At 68.4% G+C, this 22745-nt stretch carries 19 protein-coding genes and 4 tRNA genes; 10 read left to right on the top strand and 13 right to left on the bottom strand.

All coding sequences use genetic code 11. From position 1 onward, the window contains the following. Nucleotides 1-25: 25 nt before the first annotated feature. A complete protein-coding gene (locus ABZ382_RS16975) occupies nucleotides 26-895 on the top strand; it encodes an oxidoreductase (RefSeq protein WP_357089542.1) in 870 nt (289 codons plus the stop codon). Between the two features lie 22 nt (nucleotides 896-917). Here ABZ382_RS16975 and ABZ382_RS16980 read toward each other — a convergent pair whose 3' ends face one another. Beyond that, nucleotides 918-2252 (bottom strand): salicylate synthase, encoded by a 1335-nt coding sequence (locus ABZ382_RS16980; protein WP_357089545.1) that lies wholly within the window; start codon nucleotides 2250-2252, stop codon nucleotides 918-920. A gap of 208 nt (nucleotides 2253-2460) precedes the next feature. Here ABZ382_RS16980 and ABZ382_RS16985 point away from each other — a divergent pair, with 208 nt between their 5' ends. Both ABZ382_RS16985 and ABZ382_RS16990 read left to right on the top strand, forming a co-directional pair. Further along, the gene (locus ABZ382_RS16985) at nucleotides 2461-4830 is read left to right on the top strand and encodes a glycerol-3-phosphate 1-O-acyltransferase (RefSeq protein WP_357089547.1); all 2370 of its coding nucleotides are present in this window, start codon (nucleotides 2461-2463) and stop codon (nucleotides 4828-4830) included. Beyond that, nucleotides 4827-6356 (top strand): HAD-IB family hydrolase, encoded by a 1530-nt coding sequence (locus tag ABZ382_RS16990; RefSeq protein WP_357089549.1) that lies wholly within the window; start codon nucleotides 4827-4829, stop codon nucleotides 6354-6356. Before ABZ382_RS16985 ends, ABZ382_RS16990 begins: the two co-directional genes overlap by 4 nt. 11 nt (nucleotides 6357-6367) lie before the next feature. Here ABZ382_RS16990 and ABZ382_RS16995 read toward each other — a convergent pair whose 3' ends face one another. The 6 genes from ABZ382_RS16995 to ABZ382_RS17020 form a co-directional block, all read right to left on the bottom strand. Beyond that, nucleotides 6368-7069, bottom strand: coding sequence for a polyprenol monophosphomannose synthase (locus ABZ382_RS16995; protein WP_357089942.1), 702 nt, complete (start codon nucleotides 7067-7069; stop codon nucleotides 6368-6370). A 124-nt stretch (nucleotides 7070-7193) separates the two neighbouring features. After that, on the bottom strand, nucleotides 7194-7364 hold the full coding sequence (locus tag ABZ382_RS17000; RefSeq protein ID WP_357089550.1) for a hypothetical protein: 171 nt from the start codon (nucleotides 7362-7364) through the stop codon (nucleotides 7194-7196). Between the two features lie 101 nt (nucleotides 7365-7465). After that, nucleotides 7466-7542: transfer RNA gene (locus tag ABZ382_RS17005), tRNA-Phe, on the bottom strand. Nucleotides 7543-7603: 61 nt separating this feature from the next. Then, nucleotides 7604-7677 (bottom strand) — tRNA-Asp (locus tag ABZ382_RS17010). 36 nt (nucleotides 7678-7713) lie between these two features. Beyond that, nucleotides 7714-7786 (bottom strand) — tRNA-Glu (locus ABZ382_RS17015). Between the two features lie 92 nt (nucleotides 7787-7878). Then, nucleotides 7879-8544, bottom strand: a complete 666-nt coding sequence (locus ABZ382_RS17020) for a TetR/AcrR family transcriptional regulator (protein WP_357089553.1) — start codon at nucleotides 8542-8544, stop codon at nucleotides 7879-7881. A 1096-nt stretch (nucleotides 8545-9640) separates the two neighbouring features. Here ABZ382_RS17020 and ABZ382_RS17025 point away from each other — a divergent pair. The 3 genes from ABZ382_RS17025 to ABZ382_RS17035 all read left to right on the top strand — a co-directional run bounded on the left by ABZ382_RS17025 (nucleotide 9641) and on the right by ABZ382_RS17035 (nucleotide 11640). Beyond that, nucleotides 9641-9713 (top strand) — tRNA-Lys (locus ABZ382_RS17025). A gap of 135 nt (nucleotides 9714-9848) precedes the next feature. Further along, nucleotides 9849-10442 (top strand): DUF937 domain-containing protein, encoded by a 594-nt coding sequence (locus tag ABZ382_RS17030; RefSeq protein WP_357089555.1) that lies wholly within the window; start codon nucleotides 9849-9851, stop codon nucleotides 10440-10442. Nucleotides 10443-10656: 214 nt separating this feature from the next. After that, nucleotides 10657-11640 carry an acyl-ACP desaturase gene (locus ABZ382_RS17035; protein ID WP_357089557.1) on the top strand — a complete coding sequence of 328 codons (984 nt, stop codon included), beginning with the start codon at nucleotides 10657-10659 and terminating at the stop codon, nucleotides 11638-11640. Nucleotides 11641-11704: 64 nt separating this feature from the next. Here the strand turns inward: ABZ382_RS17035 and ABZ382_RS17040 are convergent, their stop codons facing one another. Then, the gene (locus ABZ382_RS17040; protein WP_357089559.1) at nucleotides 11705-12145 is read right to left on the bottom strand and encodes a MarR family transcriptional regulator; all 441 of its coding nucleotides are present in this window, start codon (nucleotides 12143-12145) and stop codon (nucleotides 11705-11707) included. 94 nt (nucleotides 12146-12239) lie between these two features. Between ABZ382_RS17040 and ABZ382_RS17045 the strand changes: the two genes are divergently transcribed. From ABZ382_RS17045 to phoU, 4 genes are all read left to right on the top strand, one after another. Next, a complete protein-coding gene (locus ABZ382_RS17045) occupies nucleotides 12240-12683 on the top strand; it encodes an SgcJ/EcaC family oxidoreductase (protein WP_357089561.1) in 444 nt (147 codons plus the stop codon). Between the two features lie 71 nt (nucleotides 12684-12754). Beyond that, a complete protein-coding gene (dusB, locus tag ABZ382_RS17050) occupies nucleotides 12755-13903 on the top strand; it encodes a tRNA dihydrouridine synthase DusB (protein WP_357089563.1) in 1149 nt (382 codons plus the stop codon). A gap of 244 nt (nucleotides 13904-14147) precedes the next feature. Beyond that, complete coding sequence (locus tag ABZ382_RS17055; protein WP_357089565.1) at nucleotides 14148-16310, top strand: LCP family protein; 2163 nt, start codon at nucleotides 14148-14150, stop codon at nucleotides 16308-16310. A 110-nt stretch (nucleotides 16311-16420) separates the two neighbouring features. Then, on the top strand, nucleotides 16421-17092 hold the full coding sequence (phoU, locus tag ABZ382_RS17060; protein ID WP_357089567.1) for a phosphate signaling complex protein PhoU: 672 nt from the start codon (nucleotides 16421-16423) through the stop codon (nucleotides 17090-17092). On the opposite strand, the gene ABZ382_RS17065 is transcribed toward phoU, so the two are convergent. The 5 genes from ABZ382_RS17065 to pstS all read right to left on the bottom strand — a co-directional run bounded on the left by ABZ382_RS17065 (nucleotide 17089) and on the right by pstS (nucleotide 22730). Further along, nucleotides 17089-18705: an MFS transporter gene (locus ABZ382_RS17065; protein WP_357089569.1), complete on the bottom strand. Its 1617-nt coding sequence runs from the start codon at nucleotides 18703-18705 to the stop codon at nucleotides 17089-17091. The genes phoU and ABZ382_RS17065 overlap by 4 nt on opposite strands. A gap of 144 nt (nucleotides 18706-18849) precedes the next feature. Then, nucleotides 18850-19626, bottom strand: a complete 777-nt coding sequence (gene pstB / locus ABZ382_RS17070; RefSeq protein ID WP_357089572.1) for a phosphate ABC transporter ATP-binding protein PstB — start codon at nucleotides 19624-19626, stop codon at nucleotides 18850-18852. Between the two features lie 12 nt (nucleotides 19627-19638). Further along, nucleotides 19639-20538, bottom strand: a complete 900-nt coding sequence (pstA, locus tag ABZ382_RS17075; RefSeq protein ID WP_357089576.1) for a phosphate ABC transporter permease PstA — start codon at nucleotides 20536-20538, stop codon at nucleotides 19639-19641. Continuing rightward, nucleotides 20535-21503: a phosphate ABC transporter permease subunit PstC gene (gene pstC, locus ABZ382_RS17080; RefSeq protein WP_357089579.1), complete on the bottom strand. Its 969-nt coding sequence runs from the start codon at nucleotides 21501-21503 to the stop codon at nucleotides 20535-20537. The genes pstA and pstC overlap by 4 nt, the downstream gene beginning before the upstream one ends. Nucleotides 21504-21614: 111 nt before the next feature. After that, nucleotides 21615-22730, bottom strand: coding sequence for a phosphate ABC transporter substrate-binding protein PstS (gene pstS / locus ABZ382_RS17085; protein ID WP_357089945.1), 1116 nt, complete (start codon nucleotides 22728-22730; stop codon nucleotides 21615-21617). Nucleotides 22731-22745: the final 15 nt, after the last annotated feature.

Here is a 22745-nt window from a genome sequence, read left to right on the forward strand (position 1 = left end):
AGCCGTTCCGTCATAGAGTTCACCTATGGGTGGGTGGAACGAATCGGATATTCCTGACCAGAGTGGCCGGATCGTCATCGTCACCGGAGCGACCAGCGGCCTGGGCGAGGCCACCGCGCGCGCCCTGGCCGCCGCCGGAGCGCGCGTGATCATGGCCTGCCGCAACGAGATCAAGGCGCGGGCGGTGGCCGCCACCATGCCCGGGGACGTCCACATCCGCGCCCTCGATCTGGCCGACCTGGCCTCGGTGCGCGCCTTCGCCGACACCGTCGACCGGGCCGACGTGCTCATCAACAACGCGGGCGTGATGGCGGTGCCCCAGCGGGCCACCGCCGACGGCTTCGAATTGCAGATCGGCACCAACTATCTCGGCCACTTCGCGCTGACCGGCCTACTGCTGGACCGGATCTCGGAGCGCGTGGTCAACACCTCCAGCCTCACCCACCTGATCGGGCGCATCGACCTGGAGGACCTGAACTGGGAGCGGCGCGCCTACTCCCGGTTCGGCGCGTACGCGCAATCCAAACTCGCCATGCTGCTGTTCACCTACGAACTCCAGCGACGGCTCACGGTCACCGGATCGGCCACGCTGGCGGTCGCCGCGCACCCCGGCTACGCCGCCACCGAGATCAGCTCCGAGACCCAGAACGTGCTGGAACAGCTGGTCGGCCTGGGCAACCGGCTGATCGCGCAGAGCGCCGCCATGGGCGCGCTGCCGACCCTGTACGCGGCCACCGCCGACGTCGAACCCGGCGCCTACTACGGGCCGGACCGGTTCAACTGGCGCGGCCACCCGACCCGGGTCGGCTCCAATGCCGCCTCCCACGACGAGAAAACCGCCCGGCAGCTCTGGGAGCTGTCCGAGCGGTTGACGGATGTCGAATTCCCGATCTGAACCTCGGATCCCGGGTTCGGGATCAGGCCCGCACCACGTACGGCGCGACGCTGCCCAGCTTCTCGCAGGTCTCCTCGAACTCCCGCTCCGGCCGCGACTGCCCGACCACGCCCGCGCCCGCGCGCAGCCACGCGCCGGCGCCGGACTGGTAGACCGCGCGCAGCACCAGCGTCGCCTCCAGGGCGCCGTCGGGGGAAACCGTCACCACCGCACCGGAATACAGACCGCGCGGATCGTGGTCGAGGCGGAACACCGCGTCCACGCCCTCGGCCTTGGGGATGCCGGAGGCGGTGACGGACGGGAACAGCATCTCCAGCGCGTCCCACGGGCTGCGGTCGGCGGCCAGCCGCCCGCGCACGGTGGAGGCCAGGTGCTGCACGCTGCCGCGTTCGCGGACCGCCATGAAGTCGGAGACCGCGGTGGTGTCCGGCTCGGCGACCGCGGCGATCTCGGCGAAGGAGGTCTGCACCGAGATGGCGTGCTCGACGATCTCCTTCGGGTCGCGCACCAGGTCGGCGCGGGCGGCCAGATCGATGTCGTCGCCGCGGCCGAAGGCGCGGGTCCCGGCCAGCGGCTCGGTGGTGACCACCCGGTCGCCGTCCACGGCCGCCACCAGTTCCGGGCTGAAGCCCGCGGCCTCCAGGCCGCCCAGGCGCAGCAGGAACGAGCGCGCCGGGGTGTTGTTCGCACGGCCCAGGCGGTAGGTGGCGGGGATGTTGACCGCGAAGGGCAGGTCGACCTTCCGGGACAGAATCACCTTCTGGTACTTGCCGTTCCGGATCTCGGCCACGCCCGCGGCGACCCGGTCCTGATAGCCGGTCGGGTCCGGGGTGACGTCCACGGGGTACGCGACGGGCAGCGCGGTGTCCTGGGCGGCGGCGATCAGCTCGTGGATGTCGCCGGTCTCGGCGGGTGTCGCGCCCGACACCCGCACGCCGGTGGCGTCGATGCGGACCTCGATGCGCGGAATCATCAAGTGCGCCAGGGTGGCCCGCGGGTGCACGTGCTCGGTCGCGCCCAGCGACCAGGCGCAGAACTCGAAGCCGATCCAGCCGAAGGCGTTGCGGCCCTCCAGGGGCAGTCCGGCCAGCGCGCGGTCCAGGGCCGGCGCCGGATTGCCCGACCACGGTCCCGCGGTGGTCTGTCCGTCCCAGCTCACCCGCAGTTCGTCCGCGTCCAGCTCGACGCCGCCCAGCGGGTCGGCGGCGAAGACCCATTCGCCGGGCCGTTCGTAGACCACGTACTCACCGAAGCGATCCGCCGCCGCCAGTGCGGTGACGGCCGCGACCGGATCGGTGACGTACTCTCCCCACCGCTGCTCCCCCTCGAGCCGTACCCGTTCGTCAGCGACCGACACCAGACCTCCAAGGTTATGCTTACCTAACTCGGGAGTGAGGTTAGCATTACCTTTCCCATTCTGGGGAGGCCCGCATCGCGACGTCCGTCACCACCGCCGCGCAACACGGCGAAACCCCGGGTCGGACCGGTGAATTGCCCGACCTCCCGTCCCACCGCCCCGGTTTGGGCTTCAATGGATCGCAGCGGCTCATGCGGAGGGAACGAAGATGCTCGATCACGACAGCCGGCTCCCCGAAGCCGCGCTCACCGCCCCGCAATCCGTGGTCGCCCTGGTCGACGCCGCCTCCCGGGTGGAACGCGAACTCATCGGCGGCTGGCTCGCCGAAGGCGGCATCACCCAGGAGTTCGGCACCTCCGCCCCCGTCACCCAGATCGACCTCGACCCCGCCGCCGTCACCGACCGCCTCGTCGGACGCGCCGACGACCCACTGGTGGTACCGGTCCGCGTGCTCTGGCTGCCGCCCGAACGAGACGGCGTGCGCCGCACCACCTTCAGCGACCTGCTGACCATGTCCAACCCGCGCAAACCGCACCGGCTCATGCAGCGGCGGCTCATCGGCAAGGCCCCCGACCGGCACCTGATCCTCACCGGACAGCCCGCCCGGCTCAGCGAGCTGCGCGCCAACAACCCCGGATCCGCCATCGTGCCCGACGCTTTCGGACGGGCCATCGTGCGCGCCGGCATCGTCGCCCTGGAACGCGCCGAACGCGCCGTCATCGGCGACCGGTACAAGGTGCCGCGACTGGTGGTCGAGGAGATCCTGGACTCCCCCGAATTCCTGCGGCGGCTCGACGTCATCGCCGAGGAATCCGGACTCCCGTCACGCGAGGTCTACCGGCGCGCCGAGCGGGGCCTGCGCGAACTCGTCGCCGCCCAGAGCCGCCTCGTCTCCGACCTGTTCACCCAGGCCATGCGGCCCGTGCACGCCTCCACCTGGAACGTCGACGCCGACGAGACCGGACTCGACCGGCTGCGCTCGCTCAACCGGCGCTATCCGCTGGTCTTCCTGCCCTCGCACCGCTCCTACGTGGACGCCTTCGTGCTCGGGGACATCCTGGCGCGCAACGACTTCCCGCCCAACCACGTGGTCGGCGGCGCCAACCTCAAATTCTGGCCGATCGGGCCCATCGCCCGGCGCACCGGAACCGTGTTCATCCGCCGCAGTTTCGGCGACGACGAGGTCTACAAGGCCGTCGTCGAGGAGTACTTCGCCTACCTGCTCACCAAACGCTTCAACCTGGAGTGGTACTTCGAGGGCGGGCGCACCCGCACCGGCAAGCTCCGGCCGCCGCGCTACGGACTGCTGAATTACCTTGCGGCGGCGCTGCGTTCGAAACGCATCGACGACGTCATGCTGGTGCCGGTCTCCATCACCTACGAACGGCTCAACGAGATCGGAGCCATCGCCGACGAACAGACCGGCGGCCGCAAACAACCCGAGGGCCTCACCTGGCTGGCCCGCTACGTCCGCAACCAGCAGCACTCCGCCGGGCACGTGTACGTGCGCTTCGGCACCCCGCTCTCGGCCCGCGACCGCCTGGCCGCCAACGGGGATCCGCTGACCGGACACCAGGATCCGGGCACCGAACAAGCCGTCGAACGCGAGCAGCTGGCCGTGCAGCGGCTCGCCTTCGAGGTCGCCGTCGGCATCAACGAGGTCACCCCGATCACCGTCAACGCCCTCACCACCCTGGTGCTGCTCGGCGTCCACGAACGCGCGCTGACCCGGCCCGAACTCCGCAACGCCATCGCGCCGGTGCTCGGCTACATCGAGAGCCGCGGCCTGCCCACCGGCGAACTCGACACGCTGCGCGACGATCACGGGCTCGCCGTGGTCCTGGAACAGCTGGCCGTCGCCACCGTCGTCACCGTGTACCGGGCCGGACTGGAACCGGTGTACGCCATCAACGCGGGCGCGCACCTCGAGGCCGCCTTCTACCGCAACAGCGCCGTGCACTGGTTCGTCAACCGCGCCATCCTCGAGCTCGCCGTCCTCACCGCCGTCGAAGCCCCCGAAGGCGATCAGCTGCGCGCCGGATGGGACGCCGCCTACCGGCTGCGCGACCTGCTCAAGTTCGAGTTCTTCTTCCCCGAACGAGCCGAGTTCACCAGCCAGCTGACCGCCGAGATGCTGCGCGTGGACCCCGAATGGCATCACCGCACCGCCGCCGGCACCCTCGGCTCCGAGATCCTGGCCCGGCTCGCCGACTCCGGCTTCATGATGGCCCACCGCGTCCTGCGCTCCTTCTTCGACGCGCAACTGGTGGTGGCCGAACGGCTCGCCGCCCGCGACCCGGTCGACCCCGTCGACCGCAAGGCCCTCATCGACGAATGCCTCCAGGTCGGCAAGCAGATGCTGCTGCAACAACGCCTGCACAGCCCCGAATCGGTGTCATCGGAATTGTTCGGCAGCGCGGTCAAACTCGCCGACAACCACGGCCTGCTCACCCCCGCCGGCGATCCGGCCGACCTGGCCGCCCGGCGCAGCGCCTTCGCCGCCGAACTGCGCGCCATCGGGCAGCGCATCACCCGGGCCGCCACCCTCGACCCGTCCAACCGGATGGAAGCGCTGTGACCCACCGGGTCCGGGGCCGCGCGGCGGGACGCACCACCCCGACCCTGCGGCCCGGCGTCGGCGTCACCCAGCGGCCCATCGGCGCGCAGGATCTCGCCACCGCCCTCGAAGCCGTGCGCACCGGACCACAGGGCCCGCGGATCGCCGCCATCTTCGACTTCGGCGGCACCGTCGTGCACGGCTTCAACCCGCCCCCGCTCGCCCGCCGCCTGCTGCGCCGCGGCAGCGCCCGCGGCGCGCTCACCGCCAGCCTGCTCGGCAGCATCCGCGGCGCCCGCAGCGAAGGCGAATACGAGCGCTTCCTGCAATCGGCCATGTACGACTGGGCCGGGGTATCCGAAGCCGACCTGATCGACCTCGGACGGCAGGTGTTCGCGCGCAACGTGTACGGGCACATCTACCCCGAGGCGTGGCGGCTGGTCCGCGAACACGAGGCCGCCGGGCACACCCTGGTCCTGATCAGCTCGATCAGCCGCTACCAGGTGGAACCCGTCGCCGCCGAACTCGGCATCCCGCACGTGCTGAGCACCACGATGGCCGTGCAGGACGGCGTGCTCACCGGGCACGTGGAGGGAAAGACGCTGTGGCGCAACGGCAAGGCCGACGCCGTCCGCCGCTTCGCCATCACCCACGACATCGACCTCACCCGCAGCTGGGCCTACGCCGACAGCGCCGCCGACCTGCCGCTGCTCCAGACCGCCGGGCATCCGGTGGCCGTCAACCCGGACCCGCGGGTCGTGCTCGAGGCGGCCGAAAGGGAATGGCCGGTCCTGCATTTCCGGCCCCGGCAGGCCCCCAAGGCGACCGACTACGCCCGCACCCTGGCCGGCTTCACGGGTTTGCTGGGCGGCGCGCTGTTCGGCGTGGCCGCCAAGGCGCACACGAAACAGCGCCGCCAGATGGCGGATTCGATGATGACCCACGCCGCCGACTCGACCCTGCGCGGCACCCGGGTCAAAGTACGGGTGACCGGCGCCGAACACGCCCGCGCGCCCCGGCCGGCGGTGTTCATCTTCAACCACCAGAGCCAGTTCGACATCGTGGTGCTGGCCGAGGTGCTGGGCACCGGATTCACCGGCATCGCCAAACGCGAGATCACCAAGAACCCGGTCTTCGGGCCGCTCATGCGGTTCGTGGAGGTCACCTTCATCGACCGCGCCGACACCAAGGCCGCCAAGGCCGCGCTGGAACCGGTGGTCGACACCCTGCGGGGCGGACTGTCGGTGGTGATCGCCCCCGAGGGCACCCGCTCCCTCACCCCGCGGGTCGGCGCCTTCAAGAAGGGCGCGTTCCACATCGCCGTGCAGGCGGGCGTGCCGATCATCCCGGTGGTGATCCGCAATGCCGGCGAGATCGCCTGGCGCAACTCCGCGATCGTCCGCAAGGGCGTGGTGGACGTGGCCGTCCTACCGCCGATCGACGTCAGCGGCTGGGACCCGGCCCGCCTGGATACGGAAGTGGAGCAGGTCCGACAGTTGTTCGTCGATACCCTGCTCCACTGGCCTGGCGATACCGGTAATCCCTAGCGCGGGGTGTGCTACACCGCCCGGCCGAACAGCAGCTTCCACGGCATGGCCGCGGACTCGAGCTGCACCTTGAGGCTCATCTTCGAGGCGCCCTTGGTGCGCTCCTCGAAGCGGATCGGCACCTCGGCGATGGAGATGCCCTTCTTGACGGTGCGGTAGTTCATCTCGACCTGGAACGAGTAACCGTTCGACTTGATCGAGGCCACGTCGATGGCGCGCAGCGTGTCGGCCTTCCACGCCTTGAACCCGGCCGTGGCGTCCTTCACGCCCAGGCGCAGGATCAGGTTGACGTAGAAGTTGGCCCAGGCGGAGAGCGCCTTGCGGTACCACTTCCACTCCTCGGCGGTGGAACCGCCGGGGACGTACCGGGATCCGAGCACCACACCGGCGTCGGTGGTCTTCAGCTTGTCGAGCATGGCGGGAATGACCTCGGCCGGGTGCGACAGGTCGGCGTCCATCTGGATCACCACGTCCGCGCCCTCGTCGAGCGCCTTGGTGATGCCGGCGATGTAGGCGCGACCCAGGCCGTCCTTCTCCGTCCGGTGCAGCACGCTCACCACGTTGGGCAGATCGGCGGCCAGCTTGTCCGCGACCTCGCCGGTGCCGTCGGGTGAATTGTCGTCCACCACCAGCACATGCAGGTCCTCCACCGGCAGTGCGGTCAGCCGCTCCACCGCAACGGGCAGGTTCTCCCGCTCGTTGTAGGTCGGCACCACCACGGTGACCTTCAAGGTACGCCCTCCCGATCGGTCGTCTTCTCGCTACGAAACCGTACCTGGTCCACCTGAGTGCCTCGTGATCGCACCATGTAGGCGCGTCACCCCCGTCACCCCGGCGTCAGTCGTCCTCTTGGTCGGCACGCCGATTTCGCTCTCGCACAATATCCAACGCCCGCTCGGCTGTCGCCTGATCCGGATAGGGGCCCATCCGGTCACCGACCCAGCAGGACTTCCCCTGCTCCGCCTTGTGATGGGAGATGCAGTAATACCACTGGTTGTCCTCGGCCATGACATCCAGCATTCCACCAAGATCAGCGCCTCAGGTGAGAACACGCGAAGAACCCCGGGAACGCCGGAAGCCCCCGTCCGATGGACGGGGGCTTCCAGAGCTGGTGGCCAGAGCCGGGATTGAACCGGCGACCTTCCGCTTTTCAGGCGGACGCTCGTACCAACTGAGCTACCTGGCCGAAAGGCACCCGATTCGAATGCCAAGTTTCGTGCGCTTCTTGCTGTCGCAAAAAGATCTTGCGACCCTGACGGGACTCGAACCCGCGACCTCCGCCGTGACAGGGCGGCGCGCTAACCAACTGCGCCACAGGGCCTTGCTACTTGCTCCGACAACCATGTTTCCATGGTTGTACCCCCTACGGGATTCGAACCCGCGCTACCGCCTTGAAAGGGCGGCGTCCTAGGCCGCTAGACGAAGGGGGCCCGCCGGATTTCTCCGGACCGTTTGCTCAACGGCTTCCGTTGGGAGCGGAGATAGCTTATGACAGGCTCCGCGTGATTCCCAAATCAGCTGGTCAGAGTCCCAAGTTGAGATCTTCGAGCCGGGCGGACACCCGCCAGCCCACGCGGCGGAACTCCTCGGCCCACTCCGGTGTCGCGGTGGCGTCGACGATCACCTCGAGCGCCTCGGCGAACCGGGCTCGCAGATCGGCCGGACCGGTGAGCACATCGGCGATGTAGCGCTGACCCGCGAGGGCCGCCGCCAGGGTGCGGGTGAACCGGTCCGGATCCGAATCCGGGCGCAGCTGTTTGTGCTCCGCGGCCCGGACCGCGAGCTGCCGGATGGCGCGCCCGAGGATGCGGCCGCCGCCGGCCTGGATGTCGCGATAGAACTCCGGCTCGATGATGAGCCGGAACTCGGCCTGGATGATGATGTCGTTCTCCAGCCGCAACGCGATCTCGTCGATCATGCCGTGCAGCACGTCGAGTGGGCCGAGATCGGTTCGGGTGAGCCATCTTTCGGTCGATGCCCGGTAGCGGTCGACCGCCGCTTCCAGCACCGCGCGCGCCAAGTCCTCCTTGGAGTCGAAGTGAAAGTACATGGCCCCCTTGGTCGCCCGGGAACCTTCCAATATGCGGTTGAGCGATGCAGCGGCATAGCCGCTCTTCCCGAACTCAACGGCGGCGGACCTGATGATCGCCGCGCGTGTCCGGCGGGCCCGCTCTTGCTGCCGTGCCATGCTCGAAACGCCTCCGAAGCTAGCTAACCGTCGCCGACCGCGGTACGGCCTCGACGCGAAGTTACGTGTCTTTCAAATACTTCAAAACGGGCTACGCCCGGAATTACCAAACTTTTGGTACGAAAAAGCGCGAAAAACTTGAAACACACCAACTGGTATAGTTTTTCCCGCCCGGTGCACCCCGGAGGTGCGTACCCGGGCGTTCACGTGGTCCTGGTCCGCCTCCCCGCAGCTTCATCTGTTGGAGCCGCGATCGGATGGGCCGGTCGCGACACGTTCGGGCACATCAACGATAAGCCGAATCCCGTGCCGCCGGGGCAATCCCAGCTCCTCGGGAATTCACCAGTCGGTCACCGTACCCGGAAAGCACACCCAGCGTGACGTGTACCGGAAAGTCAGTTAGCCAGCACACCTCCTTTCAAAAACCGCAATTCCCCAGCAATCGTATGGACGATTGGTTCGAAACGACGAATTCGCCCATATCTCACCGAAGTTCGCACCGGTGATCATGGAAACACGCGCCGACGCCACCCGGCCCGCGGTACCGCCGAGCCGCCACCCCCGGGCTCGGACCGGGCCGGCCCGGCTGCTTCCCCCCACCCCAAAAAGCTTGCCACGCATCACCATTGGATGATATTCACACTCCATGGCCACGAAACAAACTGAGTGGCAAGGCGATTGCCGGGGTCACCCGAGCCCGGGATCGACGCGAGTCCGCGGGAGCGCGGCGGGCCGCCCGGACGCGTCCGGGCATGGCGGGACCACACCGTCACCTCGCCCCGCCCACACTCCGCGCCGACCCCCGTGGCACCCCGGCTCTGCCCCGTCGCGGTGACGCACCGACCGGTCCGCACCCTCACAGCGCCACATCGTCCCCCCAACGCGCCACCCCGGCTCCCCGAGCCCCGGCGATCGGCACGGCCGGTCACACCATCGGCACAACCCGTCACGCCGATCACGCCGTCCGAGCGCCCCGCCCCGACCCGCCGCGCACCCGAGGCCAACACCATGACCTGCGCAAATACCGTCTGCCAGAGCACAATCGGATACTCGTTTAACACTTGCGGGCCCCGCCCATTAAACTGACGTCCCGCACGCCCCTATAGCTCAGTTGGTAGAGCTACGGACTTTTAATCCGCAGGTCCCAGGTTCGAGCCCTGGTGGGGGCACAGCCGCGCGAGGGCCCGGAACACCCGTTCCGGGCCCTCGCCACATCCGCGAATCTGTGGCAATCTGTCCGGTTTTCACCTACCGTGACCCCGGTAGGGCTTTTCCCCGGGAATCCATCACCACAGGCGGAGTTCATGACTTCCTTCGATGACCTGCTCTCTCAAGTTCCTATCGCCCAGATCGCCGAACAGCTCGGCGTCGACGAGGCCACCGCCAAGACCGCGGTCGGCGCGGCCGTGCCCGTCCTGCTCGGCGGTTTCCAGGCACAGGCCGGCAACCCCGAGGTCGGTCTGAATCTGGAGAACGAAGTCGCCAACCAGCCGCTCGGTCTGCTGGACGGCGGCGTCGACATGAGTCAGGTGGATGTCTCCAACGGCAGCCAGATCGTCGACCAGACGTTCGGCGCCGAGAAGAACACCGTGATCAACGCGCTCGGCAATGTCGGCGGCAGCAATATCAGCCAGGACCTGATGGGCAAGCTGCTCCCGATGCTCGCGCCGATCGTGCTGGCCTACCTCGGCAAGAAGGTGCTCGGCGGCGGAGCGGCCGCCCAGCCCAGCGCGGCCGGCGCCGGCGGCCTCGGCGACATCCTCGGCGGCCTGCTCGGCGGGGCCACCAGCGGCCAGGGCGGCGCGGGCGGTCTGGGCGATATCCTCGGCAAGGCCATGGGCCAGAACGCGGGTGGCGTTCTCGGCAGCGTCCTGGGCGGTCTGCTCGGGAAGAAGTGATCTCGCATCCATTGCTGATGCACGGCTAACGAAGCGCGGCCCACAGCGATAGACCCCCTAACGCTGTGGGCCGCGCTTCTTATGACATCCCTCACCAACCTCGCAATGGCGCACAGATGAGTTTCACATCACCCTACGGTCACGTAAGGTATGGGCCGCGGCGGCAGGCCGGCGAGGGTACGACAGCACGACGCATGACACGAAGGGCATATGTATGGCAAAGGATCTGACTCAACTCGAGCTACTGACGGAGTTGGAGCCGGTTGCCGAGGAGAACGTCAATCGCCACCTCTCCCTGGCCAAGGAATGGCACCCGCACGACTACGTGCCGTGGGACGAGGGCCGCAACTTCGCGGCCATGGGCGGCGACGACTGGGATCCGTCGCAGTCGAAGCTGAGTGAACTGGCCAAGGCGGCCATGATCACCAACCTGCTCACCGAGGACAACCTGCCCTCCTACCACCGTGAGATCGCCGAGAACTTCTCCCAGGACGGCGCCTGGGGCACCTGGGTCGGTCGCTGGACCGCCGAGGAGAACCGCCACGGCATCGTGATGCGCGACTACCTGGTCGTCACCCGCGGCGTCGACCCGGTCGCCCTCGAGCAGGCCCGCATGATCCACATGACCAACGGGTTCGCCTCCCCCACCGAGCAGCTGGAGCAGACCGGCAGCGCCGGGTTCCTGCACTCGGTGGCGTACGTGACCTTCCAGGAACTCGCCACCCGCGTCTCGCACCGCAACACCGGCCGCGTCTGCGACGACCCCATCGCCGACCGCATGCTGCAGCGCATCGCCGCCGACGAGAACCTGCACATGATCTTCTACCGCAACATGTGCGGCGCGGCCCTGGATCTCTGCCCGGACCAGGCCCTCGAGGCGATCACCATGATCCTGGAGAACTTCCAGATGCCCGGCGCCGGCATGCCCAACTTCCGCCGCAACGGCGTGCTGATGGCCAAGCACGGCATCTACGACCTGCGCCAGCACCTCGAAGAGGTGGTGAACCCGGTGCTCAAGAAGTGGCAGATCTTCGAGCGCACCGACTTCACCGCGCGCGGCGAGGAGACCCGCGAGCGTCTGGGCCTGTTCCTCGAGCGGCTCGGCAAGGACGTCGTGAAGTTCGAAGAGCAGCGCGACAAGATGCTGGCCCGCGAGGCCGCCAAGCGCGATCGGGACCTGGCCTCGGCCAACGCCTGACCCGGCTCGAATTCGGCACGGCCCCTCGGGATTCCGATCCCGGGGGGCCGTCGTCGTCCGCGGGTCAGTCGATCTCGTCGACCGCCTCCTGGAAGGCCAGGCCCGCGCGCTCGAAGTAGTCGAACAGGACTTCCTGCTGCTCGGGGGTGTAGCCGAGCAGGATCTCGCCGACCTTACGGCGCGCGGGGGCGAGCACCCGCTCGAGATCGCCGGGGTTCGGGATCGGTTCGATCAGGACCTTGCGGCGGTCGGCGGCGTCGGGGACGCGGCGCACGTGGCCCGCCTGCTCCAGACGGTCGATGAGGCGGGTGGTGGGCCCGGTGGTCAGTCCGGTGCGGGCGGCCAGTTCGCCCGGGGTCATGGCGCCGTTCAGGTCGAGGATGTTGAGGGCGTACAGATCGGTCGCGCCGAGTCCGACGGCCCGCGCGCCGGCCTGGGCGTGCAGCACCAGGGCGCTGAGGTAGCGGCGATAGATCGCACTGGCCCGTGCGGGGTCCGACAGCATGGGACGCCTCCGATTCAATTCTCTTCTTGAAGGAAGATACTTCTCATGAGAAGATACTTTCCAAGAGCAGCAAACACCTGAAGGGGATTGAACCATGAACAGCAGCACCGAATTCGACGCTATCCACGCCCTGCTCGACCGCGTCGCCGCGGCCTGGAACGACGGCGACGGCACCGCCTACGGCCACTGCTTCACCGCCGACGCCACCGACGTCACCTTCGCCGGGACCGTCTACCACGGCGGGGCGGAGATCGGCCGGGCCCACCAGGCGCTGTTCGACTCCTTCCTGAAGGGCACCCGCATGTGGGGCGAAACCCTCGACATCCGCCGCTACGGCGCCGACACCGCGGTCGTCGTATCCGCCGGTGACGTGGGCAAGAAGCAGCCGAAGAAACTCGGCAAGCTCGTCACCTACACCGTCGTGCGCGACACCGACGGGGAGTGGCGGATCGCCGCCATCCAGAAGACCCAGCGCAAGCCCGTCATGGAAGCGATCAGCTTCACGCTCCAGCCCGGCACCCGGCCCGCCGCCCGCTGACGTTGTGACCGGGGGCACTCGAGTGGACGGGCGGCTCTGGCCGCCACCGCGCGGATGAGAGACTGGACAGCGTGACTGCCTCGCTCGAAGCCCCCAAGACCGAGTTGCGGATCGGGCCCTACCCGCTCGATCCGCCGGTCGTGCTGGCCCCGATGGCGGGCATCACCAATGTCGCCTTCCGCACCCTGTGCCGCGAATTCGGCAGCGCCACATCGCTGTACGTGTGCGAGATGATCACCGCCCGCGCCGTCGTCGAGCGCAACGAGAAGACCCTCAACATGATGGCCTTCGGACCCGACGAATCGCCGCGTTCCATGCAGCTCTACGGCGTCGACCCCAAGACCCTCGGCGAGGCCGTCCGGATCATCGTCGGCGAGGGCTGGGCCGACCACATCGACATGAACCTGGGCTGCCCGGTCCGCAAGGTCACCCGCCTCGGCGGCGGCTCCGCCCTGCCCTACAAGCGGCGGCTGTTCCGCGAGATCGTGCGCGAAATGGTCGCGGCCGCAGGCGAAGTGCCGGTCACCTTCAAATTCCGGATCGGCATCGACGACGACCACACCACCTACCTCGACACCGGCCGGATCGCCGAAGAGGAAGGCGCGGCGATGGTTTCGCTGCACGCCCGCACCGCCGCCCAGCTCTACTCCGGGCAGGCCGACTGGTCGGCCATCGCGCGGCTCAAGGAGACCGTCACCACCATTCCGGTGCTCGGCAACGGCGACATCTTCAGCGCCGACGACGCGCTGCGCATGATGGCCGAGACCGGCTGCGACGGCGTCGTGGTGGGCCGCGGCTGCCTGGGGCGGCCGTGGCTGTTCGGGGAACTCGGCGCGGCCCTGCGCGGCGAGCCCATCCCGGCCGGACCCTCGCTCGGCAAGGTCGGCGAGATCCTCTACCGGCACGCCGCCCTGCTCGTCGAGCACGACGGCGAGGACAAGGCCATGCGCGACATTCGCAAGCACATGGCCTGGTACCTGATGGGCTTCCCGGTCGGCTCGGCGCTACGACGGCAGTTCGCCACCGTGACCAGCCTGGCCCAGATCGGCGATCTGGTCGGGCAGCTGGATCCGGACGTGCCGTTCCCGGAGGACGCGCTCGGACCACGCGGACGGCAGGGCTCCCCGCAGACGAAGGTCGCGCTGCCCGACGGCTGGCTCGACGATCCGGAGGACGCGACCGTCCCGACCGCCGCCGACGTCATGCACTCCGGCGGCTAGCGCCCCCCTGGTTCATCCGCCTGTCGCTGCCGGTGATCCGGCACGATCCGGTCAATGTCCGGCCCAGCTCCCGGGTGCGGGGCCGCGGCCCTGGCACACTTTGCGGAACGTTCGTCCCAGCGGTCGAAGCATTCCGGCAAATCAGAAAAAACGGATCTACCTGGGTGGACACATGTTCGAGTGGTTCACCGTGGCGAAATCGTTATCATGGCCCTCGGCATCAAGAGCAAAGTGAGGTTCGTTGGTGGGTGACGATCGGTACGGGCGTACGCCACGGCCCGGAGGTCGCGCCCCCTGGGAGCGCTACTCCGAGGACGGGGACGATCTGTCGCGCGCGGGCCGCCGCTCCCGGCACACCGACGACGCCGACTCCGCCGCCGCCCCCATCTCCGTGCAGGACCTGGTCGAACGGGTGGACAGCGAGCGCCAGACGCGCCGCCGTCCCCGCCCCGACGCGGGCAAGCAGAACGCACCGGCGGCCACCAACGGCACGGCCGACCGAGAACCTGCCGCTCCGGCTCCCGTGCCCCCGCCGGACGCCGCACCGGCCGCCGGCGCCCGGCCCGCCGTTCCCCCGCCCGCGCCCGGCGCCCAGCCTCCGCCCGCCGGAAACCAGCCCGGCACGGGTTCGCAGCGCACCGTACGCGACGACAGCCACCTCCGCCGGGTGGCGGCCGCACCGGGCACCGGGGGCCGGACCGTCCGCCGCGCCGACCCGACCGCCGATCTGGTCACCGACGAACTACCCCCGGTCACCGAGGCCATCCCCGCCGCGCCCCCGAGCACGGCCGCACGGGCCCGCGCCCTGCTGGGCCGCCGGGTCGCCTCGCCCGCCGACTACCCGACCACCGCGTTGCCCGCCTCCGTGGGTTCCGCGCCGGCCAAATGGGTGTCGAGCACCCGACGCCGCCGCAGCCGCCGCGCCGGCCTGGTGGCCCGCGGCGCCACCGCGATGTTCGCGGTGCTCGCACTGCTGGTGACCGCGGGCGGCTGGAGTTATCTGCGCGCCAAGGACGGCAACTTCCAGCAGGTCGTCGCGCTCGACCCGAACAGCGCCGACGTCGTCGACGCCGACGGGCAGAACGGCGACGAGAACTTCCTGATCGTGGGCACCGACACCCGGGCGGGCACCAACAGCACACTCGGCGCGGGCAGCGTGGACGACGCCGAGGGCGCGCGCTCCGACACCGTCATGCTGGTCAACATCCCGGCCAACCGGTCCCGCGTGGTCGCGGTGTCCTTCCCCCGCGACCTGGACGTCTCCCGTCCGATCTGCGAGGGCTGGGACAACGAGAAGGCCACCTACTCCAGCCAGAAGTTCCCGGCCGCCGACGGCGACAAGCTCAATGCCACCTACGCGCTGGGCGGGCCGAAGTGCCTGACCAAGGTGATCACCAAGATGTCGGGCCTGAAGATCAACCACTTCGTCGGCATCGACTTCGCCGGGTTCGAGTCCATGGTCGACGTGGTCGGCGGCGTCGAGGTGTGCACCACCAAACCACTGGTCGACGAGGTCCTCGGCACCGTCCTCACCACCCCGGGCAAGCAGACGGTCAACGGCTCCACCGCCCTGGACTACGTGCGCGCCCGCCACGTGTACGGCGAGGAACGCAGCGATTACGACCGGATCAACCGGCAGCAGCGCTTCCTGTCGTCCCTGCTGCGCAGCGCGTTGTCCAGCAAGGTGCTGTTCGACCCGACCAAGCTCGACGGGTTCATCAACGCCTTCGCCAAGCACTCCTTCATGGACAGCGTCACCACCAAGGACCTGCTCACGCTGGGCCGTTCCATGCAGAAGATGCAGGCCGGGAGCATCACCTTCCTGACCGTCCCGACCGCGGGCACCACCTCGTACGGCAACGAGATCCCGCGCGAGTCGGACATCAAGGCCATCTTCCGCGCGGTCATCGACGACCAGCCGCTGCCCGGTGAGAAGAAGTCCGAGCCCCCGGCGGCCCCCGCCGGCGTGCCCGTCGCGAAACCCAAACCGGCCGCGGTGGATCCGCAGACGGTCTCGGTGCAGGTGTCCAACGGTTCCGGCCAGGGCGGCATCGCGGGCACCACCGCGACCAAGCTGGCCGCGCAGGGCTTCCAGATCTACAGCACCGGCAACTACGCCGACGGCGTCTCCGCCAAGACCAAGGTCCGCTACTCCAGCGGACACGAGGCCGACGCCGGAACCGTGGCCAGCGCGATTCCGGGCGCGATCCTGGAACCGGCGAGCGGGCTGGGCAGCATCGTCGAGGTCGTGGTGGGGTCCGATTTCTCGGGCACCGTGAAAACCCCGACCACCTTCGGGCAGACCTTGCCCGACACGCCGAGCGACGCGGGCGGGCCCAGTGCGGCTCCGGTCACACTGCCCTCCGATCTCGAGCATGTGAACGCCGCCGACGACCTCTGCAAGTAGGTCGGCCCCCGGACCCGTCGGAGCTGCGGCGACTTTGCCGGAACCGACCGGAACCTACGTTTAACCCACCGTTGGTGACTTGGTCAAGGTCGCGCACTAATGTCTGACTCATGCGTGTCATCTACAACGAACAAATGGCCGAGCTCGCCGATCTGCTCGGCGGCATGGCCGGGCTCGCCGGATCGGCGATGGAGCGGGCCACCGAGTCCCTGCTCACCGCCGATCTCGAGCTCGCGGAGCAGGTGATCAGCGAGTACGACCGGATCGCCGAGATGATCACCCTGGCCGAGGAGAAGGCCTTCGCGCTGCTCGCGCTGCAGGCCCCGGTCGCCGGTGATTTGCGGCAGGTCGTCAGCGCCATCCAGATCGTCTCCGACGTGAACCGGATGGGCGTGCTGTCCCTGCACGTCGCCAAGATGACCCGGCGGCGCTTCCCGGCACACGCCGTACCGGAGGCCGTGAACAGCTACTTCGCCGAGATGGGTCGCGTCGCGGTCAAGATGGGCGCCACCGCCAAGGAGGTGCTGGAGACCCGCGATCCCGAGCGGGCCGCCAAGCTCACCGACGACGACGAGGCGATGGACGACCTGCGCAAGCACCTGTTCACGCTGATCATGGACCGCGACTGGCAGTTCGGCGTCGCGGCGGCCGTGGACGTGGCGCTGCTGGGTCGCTACTACGAGCGCTTCGCAGACCACGCCGTGGAGATCGGCCGCCGCGTCGTCTTCCTCGTCACCGGCGTGCTGCCGCCCGACCCGGATTCCGAGAAGGAATCGATCTAGTCCTCGTCGGATTCACGCCAGCCCATCAGGACCGAACGGCCCCGTTCGGGACGCCAGGGCAAGGTCGCGGCGACGATGACCGCGCACACGACCAGGGTGCCGACCGCGACGTACGACGCGGCCTCGGCGCCCTGCATGGCCGCGACCTTCATGGCGTGAATCAGATCCGCTTTCGCCGGTGCGACAAGCGGATTCACCGGGGCCTTCACGATCTCCAGGATGCTGATCGGCGTATTGCCCGCCAGCTCCTTCTGCTGCGGATTCATGATCTGCGCGGGAATCGCCGCGATTCGGCCGCCGATCCGGTCTGCGTACACCGAGGACATGATCGACCCCAGCAGGGCCACGCCGAGCGCTCCGCCCACCTCCCGCGTGGTGTCGTTGACCGCCGAGCCCGCACCGGCTTCCTCCACAGGCACCGCGCCCATGATGGATTCGGTCGCCGGACCCTGAACCACCGCGAATCCCAGGCCCATCAGGATCATGGACACCACCACCGGTCCCAGATACGGGGTGTCGACGGTGGTCCGGCCCGCGATGTACATGGCCACCGCCAGGATCAGCAGCCCCGACACCACCATGGCCGTGGTGCCCAGCCGCTGCGCCAGCAGGGTCGCGATGGGCGCGCCGAAGCCGACCGCCACCGCGAAAGGCAGTGAGTGGATGCCGAATTCGAGCGGCGACAACTCCTTCACGCCCTGGAAGTACTGGGTGATCAGGAACAGGAAGCCGAACGCCGAGAAGTAGGACACGGTGATGGCCAGCGACGGCAGCGCGAAGCGGCGGTTGCGGAACAGGCGCATGTTCAGCACGGGCGCGGGCACGCGTAGTTCCCAGGCCACGAACGCGGCCAGCAGCGCGGCCGAGAGCAGGTAGCCCGCCAGGCTTTCGGTGGCGAACCAGCCGTGCTTGGGGGCCTCGATGATGGACCACACCAGCGCGGTCACCCCGGCCAGGGAGAGCAGGATGCCGACCCGGTCCAGCCGATCCGCGTGCGGTGCACGGGATTCCGGCACGGTGGCCAGCACCGCGCCGATGGCCACCAGCGCCACCGGGACATTGATCCAGAACACCGAGTGCCAGGAGAAGTACTCGAGCAGCCAGCCGCCCACGGTCGGCCCGATGGCGATGGCGATCCCGGCCATGGCCGTCCACACCGCGATGGCGGCGGCGCGTTCGCGGGACTTGGTGAAGATATTGGTGAGCAGGGCCAGGGTGGCCGGGAAGACCACGGCCGCGAACACGCCCATGCCGGCGCGGGCCGCGATGACCTGGCCGAGGCCCGAGGACAGCGCGCCCGCCGCGGACATGGCCGCGACGCCGCCCAGTCCGATGATCATGAACAGCCGTCGCCCGTAGCGGTCGCCCAGGTGTCCCATGGCGAGCAGCAGGCCGGAGAAGGCCAGGGTGAACGCGTCCACGATCCACTGCAGGCCGCTCATATCGGCCCGCAACTCCACGGCCATGGACGGCAGGGCCACATTGACCAGCGTGTTGTCCAGGACCACGAGCAGTTCCGCGAGACAGATGGCGACCAGCGCCGCGATCTTCGCCCGTTGCGGCAGGTCCGCCGCGGCCCGTCCGGATTTCGGGCTCGCCGTTGAGACGGTCATCCGACACCTCCTTGTACTAAACCAATCGGTTTACCAACGGCGTCAGACTAACTGTTACCAACGGTTGCACACAACCGCCCAGGGCATAGAAAACGACCCCTGCCGCAAGGGCAGGGGCCGTAAGACGCCGGAGGGTCTGTGGGGTTATCCGAAGCGACCCGAGATGTAGTCCTCGGTCTGCTTCTGCGACGGGTTCGAGAAGATCTTCTCGGTCTCGTCGATCTCGATGAGCTTGCCCGGCTTGCCCTGCGCCTCCAGGTTGAAGAAGGCGGTCTGGTCACTCACACGCGCGGCCTGCTGCATGTTGTGGGTGACGATGACGATGGTGTACTCCTTCTTCAGCTCGGTGATCAGATCCTCGATCGCGAGCGTGGAGATGGGGTCCAGGGCCGAACACGGCTCGTCCATGAGCAGCACGTCCGGCGACACCGCGATGGCGCGGGCGATGCACAGACGCTGCTGCTGACCACCGGAGAGGCCGCCGCCCGGCTTGTCCAGGCGATCCTTGACCTCGTTCCAGAGGTTGGCGCCGCGCAGCGACTGCTCGGCCACCTCGTCCAGCCGGGCCTTGTTGCGCACGCCCTGCAGCTTCAGACCGGCCACCACATTGTCGCGAATCGACATGGTGGGGAACGGGTTCGGCCGCTGGAACACCATGCCGATGGTGCGGCGCACGCCGACCGGGTCGACGGTGGCGCCGTAGATGTCCTCGCCGTCGAGCAGCACCGCGCCCTCGACGCGGGCCTCCGGGGTCACCTCGTGCATGCGGTTGAGCGCGCGCAGCACGGTCGACTTGCCACAACCGGACGGACCGATGAAGGCGGTCACGCTGCGCGGCAGCACCGTCAGCCCGACATTGGCGACCGCGTGGAACTTGCCGTAGTAGATATTGAGGTCTTTGACGTCAATTCGCTTGGCCATCAGTCTTTCCTTCTATCGGTTCCGCGTGAGCAGCTTGTTGACCGCGGCGGCGGCGAGGTACAGCAGCGCGATGATCAGGATCAGGGTCAGCGCGGCACCCCAGATGCGCTCGCGGCCTGCGGGCTCGGGGTTCGACAGCTCCTGGTACATCAGCAGCGGAAGCGAGGCCATATTGCCGTTGAAGACATCGAAGTTGATCGCCTTCGAGTAACCCACCAGCACCAGCACCGGCGCGGTCTCACCCATGACACGGGCGACGGCCAGCAGCATGCCGGAGATCATGCCGGGCGCGGCGGTCGGAATGACGATCCGCACAATGGTTTTCCACTTCGGGATACCGAGCGCGTAGGACGCCTCACGCAGTTCGTCCGGAACCAGCTTGAGCATTTCCTCGGTGCTGCGCACCACCACCGGCAGCATCAGCAGCACCAGGGCCAGCGACACCGCGAAGGCGCTCTGCGGGTTGCCGAAGGTGGCGATCCACAGCGCGAAGATGAAGAGCGCGGCCACGATCGAGGGCACACCCGCGAGGATGTCGACCATGAAGGTGGTGGTCTTGGCCAGCCAGCCCCGGCCGTACTCGACCAGGTAGACCGCGGCCATGATGCCCAGCGGCACCGCGATCACCGCGGCGATGCCGGACTGCACGATGGTGCCGTAGATGGCGTGATAGACACCGCCGGTGCGCTGGTCGGGCAGGACGCCGTTCTGCGACTTGGTCCACCAGCCGAGCGAGGCCACGATGGCCCCGCCCTTCTGCAGCACCACGATCAGCACCCACAGCAGCGGCACCAGCGCGAGGCCGAAGCACAGCCAGACCAGGCCGGTGGCGACGTTGTTCTTGATCCGGCGAACGGGGCTGACGTGCCGGAAGGTCGGCGCCTTGATCGGCTTGTCGAGTGTGGTGGTCATCCGTTGACCTTCCCGCCGGCGGCGAGCCGAGCCAGTGCGTTGACGACGAACGTCAGTGCGAACAACACGAAACCGGCGGCGATGTAGGCACCGGTCGGCAGCTTCGAGCTGAATTCCGAAGCCGCGGAGGCGATCTTCGAGGCGAAGGTGTAGCCGCCGTCGAACAGCGACCAGCTGCCCGCCTTGGTCGAGGTGCGCAGCACGATGAGGACCGCGATGGTCTCACCGAGCGCGCGGCCCAGGCCCAGCATGGAACCGGCGATCACGCCGGAGCGGCCGAAGGGCAGCACGGTGAGGCGCACGACCTCCCACTTGGTGGCGCCCAGCGCCTGCGCCGCCTCGATGTGCGAGCGCGGGGTCAGGCCGAACACCTCCCGGGAGACCGAGGTGATGATCGGCAGGATCATCACCGCGAGCACCACGCCCGCGGTGAAGATGGTGCCGCCGCCGGCAATGCTGACATTGCCGTCGGAGAAGAGGAACAACCAGCTCAGGTGCTTGTTCAGGAAGTCCTGGAAGGGCCCCAGCTTGGGGGCCACGACCAGGAATCCCCAGAGACCGAACACGATCGACGGCACCGCGGCCAGCAGATCCACGATGACCGAGAACGGACGCGCCAGCGCCTTCGGCGAATACTGCGTCAGGAACAGCGCGATCCCCACCCCGATCGGCACCGCGATGGCAAGGGCGAACAGCGAACTCAGCACCGTGACCATGAACAGGTCCTTGATGCCGAACCGCAGGTTGTTCTCGTCCTTGACGTTGAACTCGGTGGTGGTGAAGAAGTTCGCCTTGTTCGCCATGATCGAGGGCCACGCCCGGATCAGCAGGAACAGGGCGATCAGGGCGATGGCGGCGACGATGATCCCGCCGGCGGCCGTGGCCGCCGAGCGGAAAGCGAACTCCGCGCCGAACTTCTTGGGTGCGCGCCCCGCGGCCGGGGTGGTGCTGGGTTCGGTCGGCATGAGCGCAGTATCCCCCGGCAGTTGGGCACGGTCTTCCCGCGGGTCGGTCGAAACGGACAGACCCGCGGATGCAATGTCGTCGTGCACGGTCATCGTGTTTCGATCAGGCGATCAGGAGATGGCGTTGATCGCGGTGGTGAGCTTGGTCTTGAACGCGTCCGGCAGCGGCACGTAGCCGGCCTCGGCGAGACCGGTCTGGCCGTTGCCGACCGCGGAGGTCAGGAACGCCTTGACGGCCTTGGCGGTGTCGGCGTCGCTGTACTTCGAGCAGACGATCTCGTAGGTGGCCAGCATGATCGGGTACGCGCCCGCGGCGGTGGGCTTGTAGATCGAGCTGTTGTCCAGCACCAGGTCGTTGCCGTCACCCTTGATCTTGGCGGCGTCGACGGCCTTGCCCGCGGACTCGGCGGTCAGCTCGACCGGCTTCGGGTCGTTGGAGGTGGCGGTGGTCAGCACGCGCACCGAGGACAGCTTCTGCGCCTTGGCGAAGGACCACTCGGTGTAGGTGATGGTGAACTTGGTGTTCGCGACCGCGGCCGAGGTGCCGTCAGAGCCCTTGGCGCCCTCGCCGACGCCACCGTTGAACGCCTTGCCGGCGCCCTTGGTGTAGCCACCGGCGGTGGTCAGGTACTTCTGGAAGTTGTCGGTGGTGCCCGACTCGTCGGAGCGGAAGATCACGCCGATCTTGTCCGACGGCAGCTTGTCGGCCTTGTTGGTGTTCAGGGCCCGGATCGCCTGGTCGTTCCACGCGGTGATGTCACCGGAGAAGATCTTGGCGATGGTCGGCGGGTCCAGGACCAGGTCCTCGATGCCGGGCAGGTTGTAGGCCACCGAGATCGGGCCGAAGACGGCCGGCAGGTTCCAGGCGGGGCTGGCGCAACGAGCGGCGGCCTTGTCGGTCTCGCCCTTCTCGGCGTTCAGCGGCGAGTCGGAGCCCGCGAAATCGGTCTGGTTGCCGATGAACTCGTTGACGCCGGCGCCCGAGCCCGAACCGGTGTAGTCGAGCTTGGCGCCCGAGCAGTTGGTCTGGTACGCGGCGACGAAGCGGTCCATCGCGTTCTTCTGCGCGGTGGAACCACTGGCCTTCAGCGAGGTCTTGCCGCCACAGGCGACATCGATCTTGGCGCCGCCGCCGGTGGCGTTGTTGTCACTGCCACAAGCCGACAGGGTCAGGGCGCCGGCCGCGGCCAACACACCGAGCAGGGCGCTGCTGCGCTTGAGATTCACCAATTCCTCCGGGGG

The organism is Nocardia sp. NPDC005825, from assembly GCF_040630175.1.
Lineage (GTDB): Bacteria > Actinomycetota > Actinomycetes > Mycobacteriales > Mycobacteriaceae > Nocardia.